At 59.2% G+C, this 23,927-nt stretch carries 16 protein-coding genes and 1 pseudogene; 9 read left to right on the top strand and 8 right to left on the bottom strand.

The window, feature by feature from the left end; genetic code table 11:
• Nucleotides 1-43 precede the first annotated feature (43 nt).
• From SOP95_RS09540 to SOP95_RS09520, 5 genes and pseudogenes are all read right to left on the bottom strand, one after another.
• Nucleotides 44-1,399, bottom strand: a complete 1,356-nt coding sequence (locus tag SOP95_RS09540; RefSeq protein ID WP_274074246.1) for an imelysin family protein — start codon at nucleotides 1,397-1,399, stop codon at nucleotides 44-46.
• A gap of 227 nt (nucleotides 1,400-1,626) precedes the next feature.
• On the bottom strand, nucleotides 1,627-3,678 hold the full coding sequence (locus tag SOP95_RS09535) for a putative bifunctional diguanylate cyclase/phosphodiesterase (protein ID WP_274074247.1): 2,052 nt from the start codon (nucleotides 3,676-3,678) through the stop codon (nucleotides 1,627-1,629).
• 316 nt (nucleotides 3,679-3,994) lie between these two features.
• A complete protein-coding gene (locus SOP95_RS09530) occupies nucleotides 3,995-6,403 on the bottom strand; it encodes a glucose/quinate/shikimate family membrane-bound PQQ-dependent dehydrogenase (protein ID WP_323606927.1) in 2,409 nt (802 codons plus the stop codon).
• 94 nt (nucleotides 6,404-6,497) lie between these two features.
• A pseudogene (locus tag SOP95_RS09525) lies at nucleotides 6,498-6,587 on the bottom strand (outer membrane lipoprotein carrier protein LolA); the annotation flags it as partial.
• 39 nt (nucleotides 6,588-6,626) lie between these two features.
• Entirely contained in the window at nucleotides 6,627-7,994 is a 1,368-nt protein-coding gene (locus SOP95_RS09520; protein ID WP_323606926.1) for a carbohydrate porin, read from the bottom strand.
• A 258-nt stretch (nucleotides 7,995-8,252) separates the two neighbouring features.
• Here SOP95_RS09520 and SOP95_RS09515 point away from each other — a divergent pair, with 258 nt between their 5' ends.
• The 3 genes from SOP95_RS09515 to SOP95_RS09505 all read left to right on the top strand — a co-directional run bounded on the left by SOP95_RS09515 (nucleotide 8,253) and on the right by SOP95_RS09505 (nucleotide 9,751).
• A complete protein-coding gene (locus SOP95_RS09515; protein ID WP_274074250.1) occupies nucleotides 8,253-8,483 on the top strand; it encodes a VF530 family protein in 231 nt (76 codons plus the stop codon).
• Nucleotides 8,484-8,502: 19 nt separating this feature from the next.
• Nucleotides 8,503-9,144, top strand: a complete 642-nt coding sequence (locus tag SOP95_RS09510; protein ID WP_442967737.1) for a Pr6Pr family membrane protein — start codon at nucleotides 8,503-8,505, stop codon at nucleotides 9,142-9,144.
• Between the two features lie 217 nt (nucleotides 9,145-9,361).
• Nucleotides 9,362-9,751: a hypothetical protein gene (locus tag SOP95_RS09505; RefSeq protein WP_323606924.1), complete on the top strand. Its 390-nt coding sequence runs from the start codon at nucleotides 9,362-9,364 to the stop codon at nucleotides 9,749-9,751.
• 92 nt (nucleotides 9,752-9,843) lie between these two features.
• On the opposite strand, the gene SOP95_RS09500 is transcribed toward SOP95_RS09505, so the two are convergent.
• A complete protein-coding gene (locus SOP95_RS09500; protein WP_274074255.1) occupies nucleotides 9,844-10,629 on the bottom strand; it encodes a siderophore-interacting protein in 786 nt (261 codons plus the stop codon).
• The gene (locus tag SOP95_RS09495) at nucleotides 10,626-11,201 is read right to left on the bottom strand and encodes a PadR family transcriptional regulator (RefSeq protein ID WP_274074256.1); all 576 of its coding nucleotides are present in this window, start codon (nucleotides 11,199-11,201) and stop codon (nucleotides 10,626-10,628) included. The genes SOP95_RS09500 and SOP95_RS09495 overlap by 4 nt, the downstream gene beginning before the upstream one ends.
• Nucleotides 11,202-11,691: 490 nt before the next feature.
• Between SOP95_RS09495 and SOP95_RS09490 the strand changes: the two genes are divergently transcribed.
• The 6 genes from SOP95_RS09490 (at nucleotide 11,692) to SOP95_RS09465 (ending at nucleotide 18,701) form a co-directional block, all read left to right on the top strand.
• On the top strand, nucleotides 11,692-12,189 hold the full coding sequence (locus SOP95_RS09490) for a CS1 type fimbrial major subunit (protein WP_274074257.1): 498 nt from the start codon (nucleotides 11,692-11,694) through the stop codon (nucleotides 12,187-12,189).
• Between the two features lie 110 nt (nucleotides 12,190-12,299).
• Nucleotides 12,300-14,822 carry a TcfC E-set like domain-containing protein gene (locus SOP95_RS09485; protein ID WP_323606923.1) on the top strand — a complete coding sequence of 841 codons (2,523 nt, stop codon included), beginning with the start codon at nucleotides 12,300-12,302 and terminating at the stop codon, nucleotides 14,820-14,822.
• Between the two features lie 33 nt (nucleotides 14,823-14,855).
• Nucleotides 14,856-16,112 carry a hypothetical protein gene (locus SOP95_RS09480; protein WP_323606922.1) on the top strand — a complete coding sequence of 419 codons (1,257 nt, stop codon included), beginning with the start codon at nucleotides 14,856-14,858 and terminating at the stop codon, nucleotides 16,110-16,112.
• Between the two features lie 42 nt (nucleotides 16,113-16,154).
• Nucleotides 16,155-16,895, top strand: coding sequence for a molecular chaperone (locus SOP95_RS09475; protein WP_323606921.1), 741 nt, complete (start codon nucleotides 16,155-16,157; stop codon nucleotides 16,893-16,895).
• A gap of 4 nt (nucleotides 16,896-16,899) precedes the next feature.
• Nucleotides 16,900-17,400: a CS1 type fimbrial major subunit gene (locus SOP95_RS09470; protein ID WP_323606920.1), complete on the top strand. Its 501-nt coding sequence runs from the start codon at nucleotides 16,900-16,902 to the stop codon at nucleotides 17,398-17,400.
• 50 nt (nucleotides 17,401-17,450) lie between these two features.
• A complete protein-coding gene (locus SOP95_RS09465; protein WP_323606919.1) occupies nucleotides 17,451-18,701 on the top strand; it encodes a hypothetical protein in 1,251 nt (416 codons plus the stop codon).
• Between the two features lie 51 nt (nucleotides 18,702-18,752).
• Here SOP95_RS09465 and SOP95_RS09460 read toward each other — a convergent pair whose 3' ends face one another.
• Nucleotides 18,753-23,843 carry an NEL-type E3 ubiquitin ligase domain-containing protein gene (locus SOP95_RS09460; protein ID WP_442967736.1) on the bottom strand — a complete coding sequence of 1,697 codons (5,091 nt, stop codon included), beginning with the start codon at nucleotides 23,841-23,843 and terminating at the stop codon, nucleotides 18,753-18,755.
• Nucleotides 23,844-23,927: the final 84 nt, after the last annotated feature.

The raw sequence follows: 23,927 nt of genomic DNA, 5'->3' as shown, positions 1-23,927 counted from the left end.
GAACGTGTCGGGGCATTTTTATGCACAGGCTGGCCTGCGTTGATCAGAACTCGTGATCAGCGTTGTCCGGGTTCAGGTCGCTGATCCCCAGTTTGCCGGCGGCGGCTTCGATCGAACCGGTCTGCTTGACCAGGGAGGCGATGGCGTCACGGACGATCTGGTTGCCGGCGGTGTTGCCGGCAGCGATCAGCTGGTCGTAGTGCTCACCCTTGTTGGCGTGGTCGACGATGACCTGCATCTTGGCTTCGGTGGCGGCCAGGTCGGCCTTGAGCGCGGTGTCGGCAGCCGGGTCGGCCTTGGCCACCAGGGACGACAGGCTGGCGCCGGTCATTTTGGTGCCATCGACGCGGGTGTATTCGCCCAGGTACACGTTACGGATGCCTTTGGCATCGTAGAACTGCGAGTTGTGGGTGTTGTCGCTGAAGCAGTCGTGTTCGTCTTCCGGGGAGTTGGCTTCCAGGGAAACCTTCATGCGCTCGCCCGCCAGTTCGCCCAGGGACAGGCTGCCCATGCCGAACAACATTTTGCGCAGGCCGCTTTCAGCCGGTTCCGCTTCCAGGGTGGCGCGGTAGTTGTCGGCCACGTTCGGCTTCCAGTTACCGACCATTTCTTCCAGGTCGCTGACCAGCAATTGCGTCACGGACTTCAGGTAGGCGCGGCGACGATCGTTGTGACCGCCGGTGGCGCCTTTGCCTTCCAGGTAGTCCGAAGCTGGTCGGTTGCCGGCGCCAGGGCCGGTGCCGTTCAGGTCCTGGCCCCAGAGCAGGAATTCGATGGCGTGGTAGCCAGTGGCGACGTTGGCCTCGGAACCGCCCAGTTCGTTCAGGCTGGCGAGTTTTTCCGGGGTGATGTCCTTCACGTCGACCTTGTCTTCGCCGACCTGGATTTCAGTGTTGGCAATGATGTTGGCCGTGGCGCCAGGGTTACCCAGTGCGTGCTCGTAGGATTTGTCGACGTAGTCGATCAGGCCTTCGTCCAGTGGCCAGGCGTTTACCTGACCTTCCCAGTCGTCGATGATGGTGTTGCCGAAGCGGAACACTTCGCTCTGCAGGTAAGGCACGCGGGCGGCGATCCAGGCAGCCTTGGCGGCTTTCAGAGTGTCGGCGTTCGGCTTGGCCAGGAAAGCGTCAACGGCGGTTTGCAGGGTTTTCGCAGTGGATTCGGCATCGCTGTAAACGGCGAACACGATGTCGGCGTAATGTGCGACAACGGCCTTGGCAGCGGCTTCGTCGACCTTGCTGGCAGCGGCAGGTGCAGCGGCTGGAGCGGCCGGGGCAGCAGCGGTGCTGGCCGCTGGCGCAGGAGCGGCCGCTTTTTCTTTGTCTTTACCTTCACCGCAACCGGCGAGGGAAATTGCGATGGCCAACAGACTGGCGGTAGCCAGAGGCATACGAATCATGGCGAACATCCTGCTTCGAGAGGGGGTGGTATAACGCGTCCAGCGCGCAAAACTGCGACATAATGCAAATCTTTCGCATTATGTGTAAAGGGTTGTGGTTGGAAATATTTCTTATTCACCTTGTGGGAGCGAGCTTGCTCGCGATGAACGTCAGGGCGCCGCGTTTATTCAGACAGCACGCGTTATCGTTAACGTCCATCGCGAGCAAGCTCGCTCCCACATAGGGATTACAAGATGGCGGCGTTGCTACGCTGGGCCTGCCTCAGGTAAGCGCTCAACTCCCGCGCCGGCAGGGGTTTGCTGTAGAAGTAGCCCTGCCCCTCGTGGCAGCCCTCGGAGATGATGTAGGCCTCCTGCTCCAGGGTTTCCACGCCTTCGGCAATCACCTGCATGCCCAGGCTCTTGCCCAGTTGAATGATGGCGCGAACGATGGTCGCGTCGTCGTCGTCATCGAGCAGGTCCTGGACGAAGCTCTTGTCGATCTTGATCTTGTCCAGCGGCAGGCTTTTCAGGTAACTCAGTGACGAATAACCGGTACCGAAGTCGTCGATTGCGATCAGCGCGCCGGAGCGGCGCAGGCTGAGCAAATGCTGGGCGGCGGTGCTGATGTCTTCCATCAGGCCGGTCTCGGTGACCTCCAACTCCAGGCTACGCGGTGGCAGGCGATACATTTGCAGCAGGTTGTTGACCACCCGTGGCAACTCGGCGTGGTGCAACTGCACGGTGGACAGGTTGACCGCCATGCGCAGGTCGCTGAAGCCCTGGTCGTGCCACTCGCGCAACTGTTTACAGGCCTGGTCCAGTACCCACTCGCCGATGGCGATGATGGTGCCGTTCTGCTCGGCCAGCGGGATGAACAGGTCCGGAGGTACCATCCCGTGCTCGGGATGCTGCCAGCGGATCAACGCTTCGACGCCGACCACCCGGTGATCGCGATAACTGATCTGCGGTTGGTAGACCAGGTAGAACTGGTCGCGGGTCAGTGCATCGCGCAGGTCTTTTTCCAGTTCGCGACGCCGACGCATTTCGGTGTCGACGCTGGCGATATAGAACTGATAGCGGTTGCGCGAGCGCGTCTTGGCCAGGGTCATGGTCTGCTCGGCTTTTTGCAGCAGCTTCTCGGTGCTGTCGCCATCCTCGGGGAACAGGGTGATGCCAATGGTCGCGCGCAGGCGGATCTGCTGGTGATCCAGGTCAAACGCCGCTTCCAGGTCATCGAGAATGCTTTGCGCCAGTTCGGCGGCTTCGTAGGGTTGCTCGATATCGGCCTGGACCAGGGCGAACTGGTCGCCACCCAGGCGGGCGAGGGCGCCCAGGCGTCCGCTGTGGGCGCGCAGGCGATCGGCCAGGGCCAGCAGCAACTGGTCGCCGGTCTGGTAGCTGAACTGTTCGTTGATGCCCTTGAAGTCATCGAGCCCGACACACAGCACCGCGACCCGGCGTTGCAGCTTGCCGGCATCGACCAGGATCTTGTCCAGCTGCGTCTGCAATTGCTGGCGGTTGGGCAGGCCGGTGAGGAAATCGTACTGGGCCATGCGCAACAGGCTGTTTTCCGCTTCGTGGCGCAGGTGGGTGTTGCGCTCGATGGATTCGAGCAACTGGTTGGCGGTGTTGATCCACACCCCCAGTTCGTTTTTCTCGTGGCCCTTGAGCAGCGGAATCTTGTGCTCGCTGGGGCGGTCGGGATTGATTTCGGTCAGGTGCTCAATGATGCGCGACAAAGGTTTGGTCAACAGCCAGTGATAGACCAGGTACAGCACCAGTCCCATCGCCAGGGCACGCAATACCCCGGAAATGAAGATGATCACCGAACTGACGATAAAACCCTTGCCGTAGGTGGCGGTGTCGAGGGTGATGCTCAGGTCGCCGTAGTACTCGCTGTAAGGGCCGCGTCCCACCAACTGGGTGGTGAAGGTGCGTTCCTTGCCGAGGATCAGGTCGGTCAGCCAGCGACTGCTGGAGTGCTGCAACTCACGGGATTTCTGCGCCAGCATGGCTTCGTTGGGATGGCCGATGGACGCCTGACGCACGGCATCGTCCTGGAACAGGCCTTCGATCACCTGCATGCCCATTTCCCGGTCCAGGCTGTAGACGGCCTGGGTCGAAGGGTCGCGGAACATGTCGAGGATGCGTTCGGCATCGCCGGCGACGGCCTGGCGTGTTTTATAGGCATCGAAAACAATCTGCGCGCAGCTCAAGACCACGCCGACGATCAATGCCGACAGGAGCACGACCCGGAGCAACTTCACCGACAAGCTGTTCTTGAGTTCCAGCTTCAAAGGGTTATTCCTTGTTCCGTGCGGGTAGCGTCAAGTTGCCATGAGTATTGGCAATCCCGTGATGGCAGTCAAAGGGACAATCCACCCTGGGGGAATTTGCCTGCTGCTTGGCCGATTTGCTGTTGTCTGGGGCGATTGCCCAATGAGTACTGTGTCGGTAGTCGAGTCCTTCAACTTGAGGGGATTGGGACAAAATTTCCTTTTGTTTGATGTTAGACGGCTGTGGCGCTGAGGCAAGGGGCCGAGTGCCGGTTTCAGGGCACAAAAAAGGCGACCCTCTTGCGAGAGTCGCCCTGGCTTTAACTACGGTTGTCGCTTATTCCGACAGTTTGTACGCAATCACATAGTCACCCTGTTTGGTGCCCAGCGAACCGTGACCGCCAGCCACGACCAGCACGTATTGCTTGCCGTCCTTGCCGGTGTAGGTCATCGGCGTGGTTTGCGCGCCTGCCGGCAGGCGACCTTCCCACAATTGCTTGCCGTTTTTCACGTCATAGGCTCGCAGGTACTGGTCGAGGGTACCGCTGAGGAAACCGACACCACCGGCGGTGGTGAAGGTGCCGCCCAGGCTCGGTACGCCCATGCTCAGGGGAATCGGAACCGGCGAGCTGTCGCGCACGGTGCCGTTCTTGTGCATCCAGATCTTTTCATGGGTGGTCAGGTCGATCGCGGCCACGTAGCCCCATGCCGGCGCCTGGCACGGCAGGCCCATTGGCGACAGCAAGGCTTCGAGCACCACACCGTACGGCGCGCCCTTGTTGGGTTGCACGCCTTCGGTTTCGCTTTTGCGCGGGCCCTGGGCGGCGATTTCGGCGGCCGGGATCATCTTCGATTTGAACGCCATGTAGCTTGGGTTCACGAATGCGATCTGACGCACCGGGTCAACCGAGATTCCGCCCCAGTCGAACACGCCGAAGTTACCGGGATAGACGATCGAACCCTGCAGCGATGGCGGGGTGAACGGGCCGTCGTAGCGCATGGATTTGAAGTCGATCCGGCAGATCAGTTGGTCGAACGGCGTGACGCCCCACATGTCGCGCTCCTGCAGCGGCGGTGGCATCAGGTTGAGGTCGGATTTCGGTTGGGTCGGCGAGGTGTAGTCGCCTTCCACCGCGCCTTGCGGCACTGGCACTTCGTTGATCGGCACGATGGCCTGACCGGTGCTGCGGTCCAGCACGTAGATGCTGCCTTGCTTGGTCGACGCCAAAACGGCCTGCTTCACGCCGTCAGCGGTTTTCAGGTCCATCAGGGTTGGCTGGCCGCCGACGTCCATGTCCCACAGGTCATGGTGGGTGAACTGGAAGTGCCAGCGCACTTTACCGGTGGCGATGTCCAGGGCGGTCAGGCCGGCGGCGTGCAATTCCGATTCGGGGGTACGCGCGCCGCCGAACTGGTCCGGGGTCTGGTTGCCCATCGGCAGGTAGAGCATGCCGAGTTTTTCATCGACCGCGAACATCGACCACATGTTTGGCGAGTTGCGGGTGTAGGTCTTGCCCTCGGCAATCGGGGTGGTGTCGTCGGGGTTGCCGCTGTCCCAGTTCCACACCAGTTTGCCGGTGTGCACGTCGAACGCGCGGATCACGCCGCTCGGCTCGTCGGTGGAGACGTTGTCGGTGACGTGGCCGCCAATCACCACCAGGTCCTTGGTGACCGCGGGAGGCGAGGTGGAGTAGTAACCGCCGGCGGTGAAGCCGCCGATGTTGGCGCGCAGGTCGACCTGGCCCTTGTCGCCAAAGTCTTCGCACATCTTGCCGGTGTCGGCGTTCAGGGCGATCAGGCGGGTGTCGGCGGTCGGCAGGAAGATCTTGCGCGGGCAAGCGCTGGCCGGGGCCGGGCTGGCCGAACCGGTCGGGCTCTGCTCGGAGGCATACACCGCGTCATCGTGATAGGTCACGCCACGGCAGGTCATGTGCGCCCAACCCTTGAAGTTCGCCGCGTTCTGCGTCGACAGCTTCGGATCGAAACGCCAGATTTCCTTGCCGGTGTCCGGGTCCAGCGCGATCACCTGGCTGTGCGGCGTGCACACGTAGAGCATGCCGTTGACTTTCAGCGGGGTGTTTTCGGCGGTGGTTTCACCCGGGTCATTCGGCCCTGGCAGGTCGCCGGTGCGGTAGGTCCAGGCCGGTACCAGCTTGTTGACGTTCTGCGGGGTGATCTGCGCCAGCGGCGAGTAACGGTCGCCATGGGCGCTGCGGCCATAGGAGTTCCAGTCACCGTCAGGCATGGCCGGGGCGGTGTTGGTCATGCCCGGCACGCTGTCGCGGTCCAGCTGACCCTTGATTTCACCCGGGTTGGTGAACTGGCTGGCCAGGGCGGTTGCGCCCGCGATCACCACGGCCACGCTCAGGGCGCCGGTGCCCATGGGGGCGGCGCCATTACGCAGCAGTGGACGGCGGAACCACGGCAGCAACATGACCAGGCCCAGGGCGAATAGCATCGCCAGGCGCGGCACCAGTTGCCACCAGTCGAGACCGACTTCCCACAGTGCCCAGACGGTGCTGGCGAACAGCACCAGTGCGTACAGGCCCAGCGCGGCGCGGCGCGCGGCGATCAGCAGGATGCCGGTCAGCGCCAGGCCGATACCGGCCAGCAGGTAGTACAGCGAACCGCCGAGCATGCTCAGCTTGATCCCGCCGGCCAGCATGGCCAGGCCCATTACCAGAAGCAGTATGCCGAGCAAGGTCGGCAATAAACGGCTTCGACTCAAAGCACCTTCAGTGCTCATAGTGTGGTTCTCCGTGACGTTTCAAGTGGTCCCGCGCAGGTTCACTGTAGATGACGATCCCGCGTGGGCATGGTTCAGATATATCTATCGGGTTCACGCAATCCCCTGTAGGAGCGAGCTTGCTCGCGAAAAACCTGAGAACGATGCGGGGTGTCAGGTTCGCAGCGTTATCGTTCACGACCATCGCGAGCGAGCTCGCTCCTACAGGGGGTTGTGGTGTTGGTTAGAAGGACGACTGGATCTTGATCCCGCCAATCAGCGCGTCATCGACCTCGTTCACGCCACCGGGGTGGCGGATGTATTGCAGGTTCGGGCGCACGGTCAGCCAGTTCGTGACGTGCACGCCGTAATAGAGCTCGGCGCTGTATTCGGTGTCCTGGGGCGGCAGGAAGGCCGGGTCGTCGTAGTCGAAGACAGCCTTGGCCTGATTGCTCGCCTCGGCATTCTTGCGATACGCCGGGTTGACGTGCACGCGGGCCATGGCAAAGCCGATGTCATCCCTGGCGCGGGCATCGAACAGTCCCTTGTAGACGATGCCGGCCTGGACATAGTTGTCGATGGCGTTGGTTTTCTTGTCGTGCATCGTGCCGTTGGCGAACAGGCTCAGGCCGCGGGAATGGTCGCTGGCGATGCTGGTGACTTGCTGCTGGATGCCCAGCCACACGCCATGCTTGCTCGATGCGCTGCGGTAAGCCTCGCCACTCAGGGCGGCAGGCTGGCCGTGGCTGTCCTTGTAGACATCGGTGGCGTTGGCGTTGCTGTAGTAGTAGCCGGCACGGTATTCACCCGGCAGACCGTTGAGCTTTGGCGTCCACACCAGCTCCACCGGCAGGATGGCCCCTTGGGTACCGCTGCCGCTGAGCTTGAAGCCGTTGTCGCGATCGAGGTTCGACGGGTTTTGCTCATAGGCGCCGACCTGCGCGTACAACTCGGGTGTCAGGTGAAACTTGACCCGCATCGCCCACTGGCTGACGGGCCAGTTGTACCAGATGTCGCCCACCCAGTTGCCGACCTGGGAGCCGCAGAACGCCAGGTTCTGGAAGTCGCAGGGGAAGCTGTTGAAATCTTCGCCCTCGCCGAAACGGCCGACCTTGATGTCGAGTTTCTGGTCGAGGAATTTCTGCTGGTACCACATCTGGGTGAGACGCGTGGTCTGGCCACGACCCCAGACTTCCTGGGCCGAGGTGAAGCCGCCGACCCGTGGGTCGTTGATCCGGTCGTTGCTGATGTTGTTGCCGCTGCGCTTAGTGATGGTCAGCTGGAACTCGGCGTCGTCCCAGCCGAGGATTTTCTGCAGATCCAGGTGAGTGCCCAGGGCGAACTGATCGCTGTAGCGAGCGGTGCGATCGTGATCGTAGCCGCCATGCAGGTTGCTGCCCATTTCGCCGGTGTAGTCGATCTTGAAATCGTAGCCCTTTGCCGAGAGTTCACTGCGGGTGCCGTTCCAGTCACCGAGCATCCACGGGGAGTCGCTGTCGAAGGCGGGCGCCGCCTGGGCGCAAGTGGCGAGGCTGAAAGCGCCGAGGCCTGTGAGCAGGCATGCGACAGGCGCAAAGACAGCGCTGTCTTTCGAGAATCGTGATTCAGGCATAGAGAAGGAATTCTTGATCTTTTTCTGGGGGATGAACGTAAACGACAGAAGCAAAGCTGACGGCAGAAGCGTTTCAGCTTGGGCGGGCGTAAGGATAATGTTCTGTTACGAATAGAGAAAGCGCTTTTACCGACATGCATCCTTTCAGATTTGGTAACAGTCCTGCAGGAGCTGCCGCAGGCTGCGATCTTTTCCGTTTCACCTACATTTAACGTAAGGTGCGCGGCTTCCAATTCCCACTCTGCTCGAAGGCCTGGCATGAACGAACACAACCCCGATCCGCTGCACGGCGTGACACTGGAACAGATCCTCAACGCGCTGGTTGAACACTACGAGTGGTCGGGGCTGGCCGAGCGCATCGATATCCGTTGCTTCAAGAGCGATCCGAGCATCAAGTCGAGCCTGACGTTCCTGCGCAAGACCCCGTGGGCGCGGGAGAAAGTCGAACGTCTATACGTGAAACTGATGCGCACCAAGCGCCCGGTTTGACATGCCGCCCGCGCAGGGTATGCAGCGACGCTTGATTACACTGGCGGCCGTGCTGGGCTGGGCCGGCCTGAGTATCCAGCTGTACCTGATTTTTTTTGCGCGCTGGAATTTCGGCGCCAGTCTGCTCGGCGGCCTGGTGAGTTTCTTCAGCTATTTCACCGTACTGAGCAACACCCTGGTGGCGACCGTGCTGACCTGTGCAGCGACGTCCCGCGAATCGGCGGCGCGTCGCTGGTTCCTGCAGCCGTGGGTCAGTAGTGGCATTGCCGTGAGCATCGTTGTGGTCAGCCTGGCCTACAACCTGTTGCTGCGTCATCTATGGCATCCAGAAGGCTGGCAATGGTTGGCCGATGAGTTGCTGCATGACGTGATGCCGCTGCTGTTCCTGGTGTATTGGTGGCGTTGCGTGCCCAAGGGCAGGCTGCGGGTGGGACACATCGGGTTGTGGGTGATCTATCCGCTAGTCTACTTCGCCTATTCGCTGCTGCGTGGGCATGTGCTGGCGGTTTATCCCTACCCATTCATTGATGTCGAGAAACTGGGTTATCCACAGGTGTTCATCAATGCCGGGGGATTGCTGGTGGGGTTTTTTTTGATTGCGCTGTTGCTGATCGGCTGGGATCGGTGGCTGGGGCGTCGTGTCAAAGTCCTGGATTTGTAGTGTAGGTAACATCGCCATCGCCAGCAGGGCTGGCTCCCACAAGTGTGATGTATACAAGATCCCATGTGGGAGCCAGCCTGCTGGCGATAGGGCCGCTGGTCGGAACTGTTATTTCTAACAGTTCCCCCCAACAAGCCCGCAGCGGATAAGTCTCCCCTGAAGCCAAGTGCCGGCTTCTGCCGTACACCTGATGGCTAAACTACAAGGAGCTTTCATCATGGCCAATCCTGCGCCAACGCTGAGTATCGACGTCACCGGCTCTCCCCCCCAAGCAACGATTACACTCGCCACGTTCAAGGGACCTCTGCGCCTCGGCATCTCCAATACCGCACAGCTTTATCCGGAAGGCAGGGTCTACCCCATTCTGGGTGATCCCGAAGACCCCGAATTGAAAGGTGCCGACATCGCCGCAGGCGAGTGGGTACCCTCATCGCCAGATGCAGAACCGGAAGACGGTGAATATCAACAGAGCCAAGACCTGGAGGTCGAGCTGTCCCTGGCGCAGTTGCAATGGTTCAAGGGTCGAATAGTGGAATTGCGTTATCAGGGAACAGGAGAATCGAGTCTGACTACAGATTCAGACCCGATTTTACTCACCATCATTTGAACCAGCATGGCACCACAAGGCTCCCACTAGGGGGTGGTGTACACAGATCCCATGTGGGAGCCAGCCTGCTGGCGATGGGGCCCTGAAGCCGGTCACTCCTCGTCGCTGTCATCCAGCCGCCAGTAACCCACCGCCTTGACGAACTGCTCATCCAGCCCATGCTCATCGAGCAACACCCGACGAATCTGCCGCGACACTTTGCTCTCGGTCGCCACCCACGCGTACAGGCTGCCGGCGGGCACCTGGATCTGGCGCACGGTGCTCAGCAGATGATCCTTGCCGCCTTCGCGCAGCACCCAGATTACATTGACCTCGGCAGCACTCTCCAACACCTGCTGTTCCTTGCCGTTTTCCACTTCGACAATCACCAGCGCCTTGCGATTGGCCGCCAGGCCTTCAAGGCGTCGGGCGATGGCGGGCAGGGCGGTCTCGTCGCCGATCAGCAGGTAGCTGTCGAAGATGTCCGGCACGATCATCGAACCCCGTGGCCCGCCGATGTGCAGGAACTGCCCGGGCTGAGCCTGTTCGGCCCAGGTCGAGGCAGGGCCGTCGCCGTGCAGGACGAAATCGATATCCAGCTCCAGGGCATCCAGGTCATAGCGGCGCGGGGTGTAGTCGCGCATGGCCGGCTTTGGGCCGTCGTCCTTGCCGGCGCCGAGTACCAGGGTGTCCAGTGCCGCCTGTTGCGCCGCGTCCTGCGGGAACAGCAGTTTGACGTGGTCGTCGGTGCCGAGACTGATGAAACCGGCCAGCTCAGGGCCGCCCAAGGTAATACGGCGCATGCGCGGGGTCAGGTCAACGACGCGCAGGACTTCAAGTTTGCGACGTTTGATCTCGTGCATCACACGGTGAATGGTTGAGGTATCGACTGCGGTCATTCGGCGATCTCCTGGCCAGCCTGAACGGCAGGGCCGTCGACAATGGCTTTGGCGGTGTTGTTGAGCAGGGTGGCGACGCGCTGGATCTCTTGCGCACTCCAGCGGCCGTGGTGCAGTTGCAGGGCATGGCGCAGGTTATGCACCGCCTCGTGGATTTCCGGCGGGCGATCATGACCGCGCAGTGAGCGTTTGCTGACATCGATGCGCACCCGCACGCCTTCGAGGGCGATGGCCTGATCGCTCAGGGACAGGCGGCCGGCGTCGGTCACGCTGTAGCGTTTCTTCCCGCCTTCGGCATCGCCCTGGATCATTTCGCTTTCTTCCAGAAAGGTCAGGGTGGGGTAGATCACACCGGGGCTGGGGCTGTAGGCGCCGTCGAACATGCCTTCGATCTGGCGGATCAGGTCGTAGCCGTGGCAGGGCTGTTCGGCGATCAGGGCCAACAACAGCAATTTCAGGTCGCCGGGGGCGAATACCCGGGGGCCGCGACCGCCGCGTTCGCGGCCGGGGCGTTTTTCGAAGCCGTCGCGACCGTCGCCGTGTTCGCGGTGGGGGGAATGATGGTCTCTCATTTTTTCCTTCTCTTGTCGTGTCAAGATACAACGTAAGATATATCTTATGCCCCGTGCAAGCTTTTTTGACCAGCGGTCGGCAGGTGCGCCGCGCCCGTCGGTCCGGCGGGAGAAAGGAGTGCTGGCTATTTTAGAGTAATTAAACTAATTATCAGGCTTCCAACTATTGTCAGTAGTTAGTTACTGGCTAAGTAGTATGGATCTTACAGAAGTTGTTTTAGTTTTTGTCTGTATGCTTTTTCAGATAAAACTGTGTGTAGGATATGGCTGATGGGTAAATGTCGTAGTTGTCTGATTTACATGATTTTTCCGTATGTGCGTGAGTCACTTTTATTACATGTTGCGCAGAGTTTTCGTACTTACTTTCTTAGGAAATTGGTCAATCATTCTCCGTGTCGAAAGTTGAACCGAAACGCCATCATTCTGGTTGTTGGCACGGATCATCAAAACTTTCTACAGACCAATCCTTTGAAAACACAGGTACTCGACAATGTTCAAGAAGTTTGCAATCGCCGTCCCGATGACCCTCCTGGCCCTCAGCACTTCGATGGCGTTCGCTGCGGAAGAAGCGCGCACCTCCATCAACATCACCGCTGATATTCCGAGCAAGGTGTTTCATGCCCAGCCTGTGAACCCGGATTTCGGCAAAGACGAAAATATGCGGTACCAGTTGGGCACCGGTACCTTGACCGATGTAGCCGGCATGTTCGACATCCAGCACACCAACGGCTCGGTGAATGCTTACGTCGAAGGCGGCCCGCAGCCATTGTTCAATGGCAATCCAGCGCAAAACATTCCACTGACCTACACCTTCAACGGCGTAACACTGACCGGCACTTCTCAGGAAGTGGTGGGTGACACCGAGTCCAATGGCGGGATGCGTGCCGAGATGCGTATTACGGCGGCCAAACCGGGCGATGGTCAGACCGGCCTGTACACCGCCAATCCAGTGGTGGTCTTCGACGCCATTCCTCGCATCACCCAGTAATACGGTTATTCACCAGGGCACTGTCCCTGTTTGATGACAAATACCGGTCGACGGGTAACTTCTGTCCGTCGATCGGGTTTCAATGCATTTATCTTCAGAGAATTCCGTTCATGTTCCCGATGACGCCCATCGCGACGGCGCTTGCCCTGTGTTTTTGTGCAAGCGCCCTGGCTGCGCCCATGGATAACAGCCAGACGCCTCGAAGTTTGCTGGCGCAAGCCAAAGGTTTACCGAGTGAGTTTGAAGAGCACTTCTTTGATGTGCCGCTGGCGGTGCGCGTGGAACTTGATCAACAATTTCTCGGTGAGGCGATGGTCGTGTTATCGCGCGACGATCGCATCACCCTCGTTGACTTCACTGATGTCAGCGACAGCTCCATCAAGGCCAGTGAACGCGATACCTGGTCGAGCTATCTCAAGCAAGGCATAGCGCTGGGCGGGTGTCAGGCCAAGTGCCCGGAACAGCTTTTGGCCGTGCACTACAGCCTGGAAAATTCCCTGGTTTCGATCCTGACCGAAAACGCCGAGCGCGACGACCAGGTGCAGCGTTACTACAGCCTGCCCGAAGGCGGCAGTACCGGCTTGATCGTGCGCAACCAGTTGAACCTCAACGGTGGCCAGAACCAGGACCTGGGTGGGCGTTATGGCCTGGAGGCCAGCAGCAGCCTGGGCAACTGGACTCAAGCGTTGAACGTTCAGTTGTCTCGATTGGGTGGCCTGGATAACCAGCTCTATCACTCGGTCAACGAGCTGTACACCCAACGCGAACTGGAGGGCAACTTCCTGCGCCTGGGTCTTTTCACGCCCTCGTCCGAAGGCCTGACCCGCCAACCGCGTACCTTCGGCACCAGCCCCGACACCGCGGTGGGCGTCATGTATGGCAGCTCCGACAGCCTGGCCATCAACAACCCGAAACCGGCGGTCTATCCGGTCTACGTCACCGCCAATCGCCAGGGGTCGGTGGAAATCTACCGCGACGGTCTGTTGATCAATACCCAGGCCGTACCGGCCGGATTGCAGACCCTCGATACCCGGCCGCTACCCGGCGGCATTTATGAAGTGGAAGTGCGCCTGATCGAGGACGGCCAGATCACCTCCAGCACACAGGAGCTGATCTACAAACCCAACAATTGGCGCAATCACGACGAGCGCTGGCGCTACAACCTGTTTGCCGGCCGTGAATCCAAGGTACTCAGTAACTGGGACGAGCAGGACGACGGCGACATGACCGCCGGCGCGGCCTTCAACTTCCTGCTGCACCCGCGGGTCATCCTGGGCTTAAGCGGGCGGCAGGTGCGCGACACGTTGCAATACGGCACGTCGGTCGATTGGGCGATCGTCAACAATGCCAATCTCTTTGCCAACATCTACCAGACCGAAGACTACGGCACCGGCCTCGATGTGCAGGGGCTCTGGTCCTATGGCAGCGGCAGCCTCGTCGCCAGCCACACCCGCAGCTGGCTCGACACGACCCGACTCTACGACACCTTGCCCGATGGTACACGGGTGCGGCAGCGCAACGTGTTTGTCGGCCAGACCAGCAACTCTTCGTTGTCGGTGAATCATCGGCTCGACAGTAAAAATTCCCTCAATGCCCGGGTGTCCCACAGTGAAGGCAACACCGAAGGCACCGGCGTGGACCTCGGCTGGACCCAGCGCACGCGCCTGTTCGGCAGCGATGCCAACTGGCGGCTGTCGCTGTTCGATCGGCCTGGCAGTTACAGCTCCGGTGACGATAGAAATCGTGGCGTCGACTTGAGCCTGACCCTGGCCTTGGGCGGGCCGGGTCAGCAGATTTCCGGCAGCATCGGCTCGCGCACCGACCGCGATGGCGGTCGGGACAACAATGCCTCGGTCACCTACCGCAAGGACTTGCAGGATCACCTGCTGCAAAGCGTTTCGGCGACAGCCATCACCGACACTTACGGCATCGGTCTGAACGCCATGGCGACCATGACATCGGACCTGGTCAACGGCGACGGTTTCATTCAGCGCTCGTCCTACAACAACGACCTCACCGGTGGCCTGAACCTGGACAGCACCGTGGCCGTTGGCGGACAGAAAATGGTCATGACCAGCCAGTACCACCGTAACGGCGCCGGCATGATCATCGACGTGGAGTCCGATATCGAGGGCATTGCCCTGCGTGCCGACGACCTCAGTGGCGGCAGCGCGGTGCTGCGCCCGGGGCGAAATTTCGTGCCGATCACCGCCTACAGAAGCAGCTCGGTGAGCTTCGATTTCGAGGGCAATCACGTGCCTGCCGCGACCATCCAGCCCGCCCGTTCGAGCTATCACCTGAACAAGGGCGGCGTGGAATATCGCCAGGTCCGCGTGATGAAAACCCTCACCGTGCTCGGCCGCTTGATCGACCCCCAGGGCAATCCGCTCAAGGGCCACCACATCATCAACCACGCCAGCCGCGGCGTGAGTGAAGTGGACGGGTTTTTCTCCATGGAAATGAACGCAGGCTCACCGACGCTGGAGGTGCGCCACGGCAACCAGTTGCTCTGCCAGTTCCGCCTGGACCCGAGCCTTGGGCGCACTGAAAACAACGTGTTGATGATCGGCGATCTGCGCTGCACGCCGGATACGTTGGCGGGTATCGGGCAGGCGGAAGGGGAGGCGGGTTAAACCGTCTCGGACGTATTTCAAGGGGGCAGGACAGTGAAGTTTTTTCGCGTATTACCGAAGCGGTTGCGTGGCAGCGCCGCGTGTTTTTTCAGCTTGGCGATGCTGCTGCCGGTTTCCGTGGGGGCGGTGACTCAGCAAATCAGCGCCACCTTCCGGCCGGATCCGACAAACCCGCAGTACAACGAATTCATCAACAAAACCCCGAACAGCGGATTTTGCCTGGATAACCCATCGCAATGCCGCGAAGCTAATTTATTCAGCCTCCGATTACCGATTCCTTCCCATTCGATTGCCACGATCCAGGGACTGCATTCGAATCCACGCCAGGGAGCCATGTTCAACATACCCTCGGACTGGCAGGACATTGTTGTGACGCATCCCACCGCGCCGCCGCAAGTTGTCAAATTCCGGGTTGCAGGTATGGGCGTCGCCTACATGCTGCCACTTCCCGCACCGGAATTGACGGATGGGGCCGGGCACAATTTTGTGTGGGAACACGGAATCTGGATGCACGCGGGGCCACCTTGCACAGGTCTTGACGGGGCGGGCGATGACATTGGTTTCAACAGCTTCTGGAGACACCCGGTGGGTGCCGGGGTGTGTGCCAAGCGTGCGCTCGTCAATATCCCACAGCCCTTTCGTTATCTGACATTCGACATCACCTATGAGCTGACGACCCCCAACCCGCTGCAAATGGTCGCGGGTCAGTACACCGGCCAGCACGTGTTTCAAGTAGGTCCCCATAAGGATTTTGATCTCGGCGACATCATGCAGCCCGAAGACAACGTGATCGTGCTCGACTTTGTGCTGGATGTTGAACACATATTGAAAGTTGAGATTCCTCCTGGTGGTAACCGCGTTGAATTGGAACCCCAGAATGGCTGGCAGAGCTGGTTGCAACAAGGCCTGAAACCGACGCGTCTGTTCCGCGACCAGACATTCAGTATTTCCACCAGTTCGCGTTTCAAAATGAACCTGGAATGCCAGTACTCACAAGACAGCAAGACCTGCTCTTTGTATGAGCCCCGGTCCGGACATGGGGTACCGCTATTGGTCAGCGTGAGCCTGCCCCATGGGTTGACCGACGCTGACGGGCAAACCATCAATCGCCGCAGGTTATTGCTGGATGGCAGCGGTACCGAACTATTCCAACCAGGCATCTATGTGGACCGTAAACCGGGAACGCTGCATTTCGAGATTGCCCAGAACGAAGTTGCGGAAATGATCAAGCCGCGACAACTGCGGCATTACTCGGGCCAGGTCACGATTATCTGGGACTCCGAAGTCTAGGTCTTTGCGTTATTGCACATCCATTCGACGAGGTACAGGACGATGAAACGTCTGTTGGCAACTGTTGGTTTTTGTCTGCTCACCCAGGTGGCCCAGGCCGCCCCGAACATCAATATCGGCACCGTGTATGACTATCTGGACGGAGACAAAAGTACCTTCTTGAAACGCGTTTTCAATGGCGGCGACAGTACGGCGTTCGTCAAGGTCAACATCCTCGAGATTCTCTACAGCGCCGATGGCACATCACAGGAAGTGCCGCTCAAGACCCACGCCGACGGCAATTCCCGCGATGGCCTGATGGCCAGCCCGGCGAGGCTGATCGTGCCGGCCAACGGCATGCAGGGCACCCGCCTGTTGTTCATGGGCGAGCGTGACAAAGAGCGCTATTTCCGCGTGCGTTTCGTGCCGGTGGTGCCCGAGAAAGAGGATGAGTTCGCGGTCTCAAGTGAAGAGCGCGATGACTATAAAAAGGAATTGTCCGCCGGGGTCACCGTGTTGGCCGGTTATGGCGCGGTGTTTTTTGTCCGGCCCAAGGACACGGTTTTCAACAGTGCCATCGAGAATGACCCGGGCAACTATCGAATCCGCAACAACGGCAACTCCGTCGTGGTGGTCGATGAGTTTCGCGACTGCTCGATCAAGAACGAACAAGACTGCCAACCCACCACCAAACACCACATTCTCGCGGGCCGCACGTTCACCTTCGAAAAACAGGCGGGTCGTCAGTACCACTTCACGCTGGTGGAAGGCCAGAGCAGCAAAAAACTTGATGTGAAGGGATAACGCCATGTTCAAGAAACTTTCACGGGTGCTTGTTGCTACGACCTTTGCGTGGGCCAGCCTGTCGGTGTTTGCGGCCCGGGAAGTGCAAACGTTCGACGTGTTCGTCACCATTCCGACCCTGGGGTTTTACGTCATTCCCGCTGACCCCGGCTGGATCCACCGCGAACAACAACTGCCCTGGAACCTGAGCGCCTCGACGCTGGGCGGCTTGCGCAAGTATTTCGACGTCAAGAACGAAGCGGGCGCCATAGAGGCCAGGCTTGAAGGTCGGCCCTATTTGTCCAACGGATTCGCGGCCCATGACATCGGCTTGCAGGTGCTCTTCAACGGCACGGCTTTGAGCGAACTGCAAAGCAGCGAAGTGGTTTCCCTGAGCGATGCGGCGCCGGGTAAACGGGTGTTGCTGGAAATCCTGCCCATGCCACCTGCCGATGGAGTCTACAAACCCGGCAGCTATTTTGGCAGCGTCAATTTGATCTTCAATGCAGTGATGCCGGGGGCCTGAGCCCCCGAGCTGTCCCTGTGCTATCGAGACAGACTTTTAAGGGGATAACCATGGGTTTTGTGCTTGGGCGATCGCTGGGTATCTGGGGTTTGATCAGTCTGCTAGGCACCCTGTTCGCACTGCCGGCGCACGCAGTGGTAGCCGAGATCACGGCAGTGTTCGAGCCCGACTCGGGCCAGCCGCAAAGGAATGAATTCGTCAATACCACGCCATCCGAGGGCTTCTGTCTTCAGGTCCCGCAAGCCTGCAAACCTTTTGAGCTTTTCAGTCTCATCGGGCGAATTTCATTCACTGCCAATGCGCCCATCCAGGCCAACCATACAGATCCTCGTCAGGGGGGGATGGCCCGAGTACCCTCGGAATGGAGAGACGTTCGCGTGACCCATGAGTCGGGTGACTCCAAGGTGCTATCCATACGGATTGGAGGTATCGGTCATGAGTCGGCCGTGCCACTGCCGGTTGCCGAACTGACGGGCGGTGGGTATTGGAACGATCTCTGGGAGCAAGGCGGATGGGCGTATGCACCGGCGCCATGTCAAGGCGTTGGTTGGTTTACCCATGGACCCCGGGGCTACAACAGTTTCTGGAGAGTGCCCGTCGGAGCGGGGGTATGCAGTAAAAAGGCGCTTTTCGATATTCCACTGGCCTTCCGGTATCTCTATTTTGTTTACGCCTATGAACTGCGTACGCCTACCCCGTTGAACATGGTGTCAGGACAATACAGGGGCTCGATTACCTATTCGGTCGGTCCTCACAAGGATTTTGATATGGGCGATGTCATGATTCCAGATGACACCCAGCTGACGCTCAATTTCACCCTGGATGTTCGGCATACCCTTAAGGTCGAAACTCCCCCCGGCGGTAATCGCGTGGAGCTGGTCCCCCAGGGTGGCTGGCAATCCTGGCTCACCCAGGGGCGCAAGCCGACGCGTCTGTTGCGCGACCAGACGTTCAACATCTCCGCCAGCTCACGGTTCAAGATGAGCCTGGAATGCCAGCACTCCCAAGACAGCAAGACCTGCTCGTTGTATGAACCCCTGTCCGGTCATACCGTCCCGCTGTTGGTCAGCGTGAGCCTGCCCCATGGGTTGACCGACGCTGACGGGTTAGCCGTCAATCGCCGTCGGTTGTTGATGGATGGCAGCGGTACCGAATTGTTTCAGCCAGGCATCTATGTGGACCGCAAACCGGGAACGCTGCATTTCGAGATTGCCCCGGACGAAGTCGGGGAGATGATCAAGCCGCGACAGCCCCGACAATATTCGGGTTGGGTCAATGTCATCTGGGATTCGGAGGTATGAATGCACGCCCCTGAAGGTGACCTTCAGGGGCGTATCCTGGCCAGGGATCGACTACTGCCCGGCGCGTTGCAGGGCCTCACGGGTCAACCGCCTGCTCAGTTGTTGTTCCTCGTAACCGATGTCGTTTTGTAACCCTTCGTACACCGCGTCGCTCATTCGCTCTGCGGTGAGCACGGTGGTTGGCGCAACATTGAGTTGCGTGGCGAGGTCCAGCAACCTTTGCTTGCTCATTTGTCGTTGCTCAATCGACGATCCTGGCGATTCAGACCAGGCGCGTTGTGCGTCCCGCAGTTCTTCGAGTAGATCGTTTTTGAGCTCGAAATTTCGGGCATTACGCTGGAACTCACGCGGGTAAGTGTTGCGCAGGTAGGTTTCCCAGAATGTCTGGGTGAGCATGTCGTTGATCAAGCCATCGCCTTCTCCCATCGAAATCACCGTATCAAAAGCGGTGTCGAGGGTCTCGGCACTGACACCGGCAACTTCTCGATAAAGCATTGCCTGCGATTGCCACGGCAGACCCAGGCGCTCAGCCAGTCCGGTTTCATAGGCCAGGAACACTTCGACTTCATCGGGCGTACCGGTACGACTGCCGAAATCGGCGCGGGCGATGTCATCGACCCGCATCAGGCGCGCGGCACCTTTTGCCAGCGTGACCAGTTGGCTTTCCAGGACGGTGGCCGACGTCGACAAGGCATAGGCTTCGGCTGCGAGCACCTTGATGCCCATGTGGTTGAACACCTGGGCCCCGGCATCGGCGCAGGTGGTAGGCGATGTTGCCATCTCGAACAGCTCTGTGCGCAGGTCACTGTCCAGGTCCATGGCTTCGATCATCCGCCACACCCTATCACTGAGTTGTTGGCGCAGGTCACCTCCCGCAAGATAATCGGCAGACCGCGTCTGCTTCTGGATCAAGGCGAAAAAATCTTCGGCGCCCGGCTCGTTCATCAAGTCGTGCCAGGCTTCCACTCTGAAAGTCCCCAAACCGGTCGCCTGGTCGCTCCACCACTGGGAGTCGTCCGACATGGGCCATTGATCGATCGCTCGATCGGCCATGGCCGAATAGACCTGCTCGGCATTCAGGCCTACCGAGCGCCTGTAGTCCTGGTAGGCGATACGATTGGCGTCCGAGAGGTCTTTCACATAGAGCCGTGCCCGCGCCACGAGGCGCGCGTCATCGGAACCCGGTACCACGCTTGGAATCTCGGTGAGCGGGTTTTGCATCAGGTCCAGTAGAAAACCCCGCGGCCGGCGCTTGTTGAGCAGGCCCTCAGGCCAAGTGGTCGCGCCGGTATTGCTCAAGCTCAGGATCTTCAGTTTTGGCATGCGCTCCACGTTTGGCATCAATCCCAGCTGCGGGTTGTCGTCCAGCCTGATGGTTTCCATGCGCGTCAGGTGCTTGAGGTGCTCGACAGCGCGCGGCGTCAACCTGATCCGGTTGCTCATCAGGCGCAGGGTTCGCAGATAGTGCATGGCGCCGATACCTTCCGGCAGTTGCGTCAATTGGCAGCCCCTGGCACTCAATTGTCGTAGTTTCGAAAAGTTTTTCAGCAGGCCGCCGGCGTTGGCGGAAAACGTCGTGCGATCCAGGTTCAGGGTTTCTATCTGATCGAGGAAGCGCTGGATATCCGGCAGCTTTTTCCACCACAACTCGAGATCGTAGCGGCTTAATTCGGCTGAGAGGTCCAATACGTAGCCGTCTTCAAGGCGCGTGCTGCGCTCGCCGAACACGGTCGACTTCCTTTCGAAACATTGCATGAGCCGGTCGGCAATATGCTGCCCACCACCGTTTAAAAACCCGTTCCTGTCAGGGCCCCAGTGCTCCGGTTGCTGGTCGCGCCATTTGTCGAGAATTTCACCCAGCTCGTACTGTTCGCGTTCCAGGCGTTTGAGCGTCTCGAGCGCTTCGTCTGGCTCGCCCAGCGAATCTACAAATACCGCGACCTCCCGTTCATTGAAATGCGGATAGATCTCTCGCACCCGTTCTTCCGGCGTCTCTGCAACGGTAGAAAGGCTCGGGCCACGCAGTAACCGTTCGGTCTGCAAATCCTGGGTCGCGCGAATCGGTGGCTCGGCCAGCACGGTCCGACGTTCAGCCGGTGCCTCGGTTTTCACCATCACCCACTGCTTGAACTGCGCGCCCTGGCCGGGTCGATAACCCAGGCGAGCACGTTGGTCGGCGGGTAGCGCGTTGAGGACTGCCTGGTAAAAATCATCGGCTGCATGCAGTGGGGTGTTTGAAGCGTCATAAACGGCATATTTTCCCGGCTGCTCCCTGATCAGTTTGCGCAGAGTCGAAGCGTCCTCAGGGCCAACACTGCAACGCAAGTCACCGTCGTACGTGCCGTCATGGACTTCGATACGCAAATCACCGAACGAGTCGGTGAAAACCCTCAGTGTGTTCAGCACCAATCGTTCCGTGTCCGCCACCATCTGCACATCATCCTGGAACCCTTCGTAGGCATGACTGGTTCGTGCTTCGAAGGCTGCTTCACGGGCCAGGGATTTCAGGCGCAACGGTATCTGTTGATGGTCCGTCATGCGTTCAAACTCGGTGGCGCTGGCACGGGTCAGCAGCGTCTGCGCCACATTGGCCGGCAAGTCCGGGAACGTGGTGCAAAGCAGTTGAACGGAGGGGGTGTCGGAGCTTTGCGCAGCCCGGTAGAGCTGATCGAAAATATCCGGTTCGAGGCTGTTGGCCAGATCAGCCAGGCGATTGCGCAAGGCCTTGATCTGCTCCTGCTTGGCGGGGTGACTGCCGATCAAGTCGCGCAGTTCTTCGTTACTCAGAAAATCCACAAGGCTTTGTGGCAGTTCACCGCTGGTGATGTGAGAGAGGCTGACGGACAGGGTTTGCGCCGGTGTAGCCTCGGCATTGCCATAGTGACGAGAGTGTCCTGTGAGATCGGCGTTTTCGTAGACCTTCAGGGCTTTTTCCGTGGGCCAGCCTTCCAGATAAGTCGCCAGCGGTTCGAACCAGTAAGCGGTCGGTTCTAGCGCGTCGCCGGTGCGGATGTTTTCGATGGCTTGGCGGGTCTGCTTCTGCAGTTGCAAGCGCTTGAGGCTGTCCGCCAGGAGCGGTGGTGGCGGGGTGTTGTCGACGTACATCCGGCGCAGCTCGCCTTCCTCTGTACCGCTGGCAATGCGGGTTTGCTCGAGTTCGGCGTCACTGAATCCGTCCACGCCATGGCCGAGTCGACGCATCAGCGTCGGGCTGTCCCAGGTTCGCGGGTTTTCAGCTTCATGGGTCCAGGCGCCCAGGCCATTGTGCTCAAGCTCAGGTGAATAGGCGTTCGGGCGCTGTGGGTGCTTGATGCGATAGCGCTGTGTTATCGGGTCTTGCCGCTGGACTTCGTAATGCTGATTGTCCAGCGCCAGGATGTGCTTGCCTTCGTGGGTGTGCAGTCCCAATGCATTGGGTTGGCTGTCGGCCGGCAACTTGAAGTCTGGTAATGCGTAGGGGGTGAGATCGGGGTTCCATAGGCGGGTCTGACCCTCGGGGAGTACGACAGGTTTCAGGCTTTCGATGAATGCCGAGAGCCTCAGCCGGGGGATTTTCCCAAGCTCGGCCCCCGCCGCGAAAATCGCCAACTCCACGACATTGGTCACCACGGACACGATATGTTCGGCGGCTTCGATCCACAAGCCTTCGGCCAGGTCTACCAACGACTCGATAACGTCACTGGTGATCTGGTAGGCGGTATAGGCCATCATCAATTCGCCCAGGCCGGGTACGAACGGGGTGAGGACCATCAGCGCGACATTGAATATGTCGGAAACTATTTTTTTGAAATTGTCCCACCAGGCCCAGCGGGCATTGCTGTCGGTGTCGGCGGTGGACACGGCAATGTGCTTGGCGTCGTTAAGGATCTTGTTCAGTTTTTTCTGAAAGAGATGCTCCCAGAGATCAACGCTGACCGGTGTCACCGCAAACTGCAGGTGCGGGGTAGGCACGGGCTCCTCGCGCCATGTCGGGCGTTGATCCAGGGGCTCCTTCTGATGCCATTCAATTGTGAACAGACGTTGCTGCAGCCCGGCAAAAAACGCCCCGCGCTCGGGTTGATCGACGAACTGGCTGAAGTATTGACGATAGGTCATGCCGCTGGAAGGGATGAAGTCGTTATCGCGCAACTGGCGAGTCAGTTCGTTCAGGAAGTCGGTGACCGACGGGTACTCCTTCAGGGGATGTTCCGGATCATGAGGGAGGTAAGCGATGATCGGCGCGACCTCGCGGGTTCGCTCAAGGTCTGGCGAAATCACCACGATGCCGGTCAGCGCCGTACCCATGATCGACAATTCGCCGAACTGTACTATTTTGCCCTTGAAGGTGAGGTTGCGCTGGCCATCGAGCATGGCGAGTACGAGCTGAAGGGTGTCGCGCTGAATCTCGCCAGTCATCACGGCCAGTTGTGCAGCCGCCGTGAACGCGGCTTTTTGGCTTTTGACCACGCTGCGTTTCAGGTAAGTCTCTGCGACCGGATCGCCGGGTAGCAAAAAGCTTTCAAGGTGTTCGGTGTATTGCGCGCCGATGTCCAGTTCGCGACACAGGGTCTGGAACTGGGCAATCGACATTTTGCGTTTGATCGGTTTGATGTCAAACAGTCCGCGTTCATCGGGCTGACTGATGAAATCGGAATCCGCTTCGCAGGTTTCGGAGAGGGCGAAGTTATGCAAGGCGGCGTCCAGCAGGGAAACAGTACGAGTGGTGACGCCACTTGAGATATTGAGGGCATACCAGGGTCGTTCTTTAGGCAAGTAAAGATGTAAGTAAGTTGTTCGAACGTCGTCATCGACGCCGTATTGTTTTTTCAGTGCAGCACTTAATAGCGGTTCGGCGAATTCGTAAATATTTTGTAGCTTGTCCAGGGCCTTATCGACCTTGTTGTGTGTTGCCCAGAGTTCCAGGTTGGCATTTTTCAGCCGGTTGTGATTGTAGTTCGAGGCTGTCGTGACCCAGCGCGAGGGCCCCTTTTTAGCGGCGTCCAGTGCCTGTATCCGCTGCAGGGAAGCCGCCTGGATGACAGAAGGAATTCGATTTTTAATGAAGTCGTAGTGGCGGCCATTATTATCGGTTGTACGTCCTTGTAGTTCATTCACTTTTAATAAACCTTGAGTACCAATGGAAGTCACCAGCCTATCTTCCATCGCCCAAAGTAAAAGTCTGAATTCTTGCTGTTAAACCGCTGTTCGTCCGTACGAAACAGCGGGATTTTCCATGCCGAAAATAAT

Source organism: Pseudomonas sp. YuFO8, assembly GCF_035065025.1.
GTDB lineage: Bacteria > Pseudomonadota > Gammaproteobacteria > Pseudomonadales > Pseudomonadaceae > Aquipseudomonas > Aquipseudomonas putida_AE.
Note: the sequence above shows the minus strand (reverse complement) of the source record. Positions and strands in the feature narration are given on the sequence as shown.

Excerpts from the sequence above, each read along its gene's own strand:
- SOP95_RS09540 (WP_274074246.1), bottom strand. The coding sequence starts at position 1,399 with ATGATTCGTATGCCTCTGGCTACCGCCAGTCTGTTGGCCATCGCAATT.
- SOP95_RS09530 (WP_323606927.1), bottom strand. The coding sequence starts at position 6,403 with ATGAGCACTGAAGGTGCTTTGAGTCGAAGCCGTTTATTGCCGACCTTG.
- SOP95_RS09520 (WP_323606926.1), bottom strand. The coding sequence starts at position 7,994 with ATGCCTGAATCACGATTCTCGAAAGACAGCGCTGTCTTTGCGCCTGTC.
- SOP95_RS09515 (WP_274074250.1), top strand. The coding sequence starts at position 8,253 with ATGAACGAACACAACCCCGATCCGCTGCACGGCGTGACACTGGAACAG.
- SOP95_RS09510 (WP_442967737.1), top strand. The coding sequence starts at position 8,503 with ATGCAGCGACGCTTGATTACACTGGCGGCCGTGCTGGGCTGGGCCGGC.
- SOP95_RS09505 (WP_323606924.1), top strand. The coding sequence starts at position 9,362 with ATGGCCAATCCTGCGCCAACGCTGAGTATCGACGTCACCGGCTCTCCC.
- SOP95_RS09500 (WP_274074255.1), bottom strand. The coding sequence starts at position 10,629 with ATGACCGCAGTCGATACCTCAACCATTCACCGTGTGATGCACGAGATC.
- SOP95_RS09495 (WP_274074256.1), bottom strand. The coding sequence starts at position 11,201 with ATGAGAGACCATCATTCCCCCCACCGCGAACACGGCGACGGTCGCGAC.
- SOP95_RS09490 (WP_274074257.1), top strand. The coding sequence starts at position 11,692 with ATGTTCAAGAAGTTTGCAATCGCCGTCCCGATGACCCTCCTGGCCCTC.
- SOP95_RS09485 (WP_323606923.1), top strand. The coding sequence starts at position 12,300 with ATGTTCCCGATGACGCCCATCGCGACGGCGCTTGCCCTGTGTTTTTGT.
- SOP95_RS09475 (WP_323606921.1), top strand. The coding sequence starts at position 16,155 with ATGAAACGTCTGTTGGCAACTGTTGGTTTTTGTCTGCTCACCCAGGTG.
- SOP95_RS09470 (WP_323606920.1), top strand. The coding sequence starts at position 16,900 with ATGTTCAAGAAACTTTCACGGGTGCTTGTTGCTACGACCTTTGCGTGG.
- SOP95_RS09465 (WP_323606919.1), top strand. The coding sequence starts at position 17,451 with ATGGGTTTTGTGCTTGGGCGATCGCTGGGTATCTGGGGTTTGATCAGT.
- SOP95_RS09460 (WP_442967736.1), bottom strand. The coding sequence starts at position 23,843 with ATGGAAGATAGGCTGGTGACTTCCATTGGTACTCAAGGTTTATTAAAA.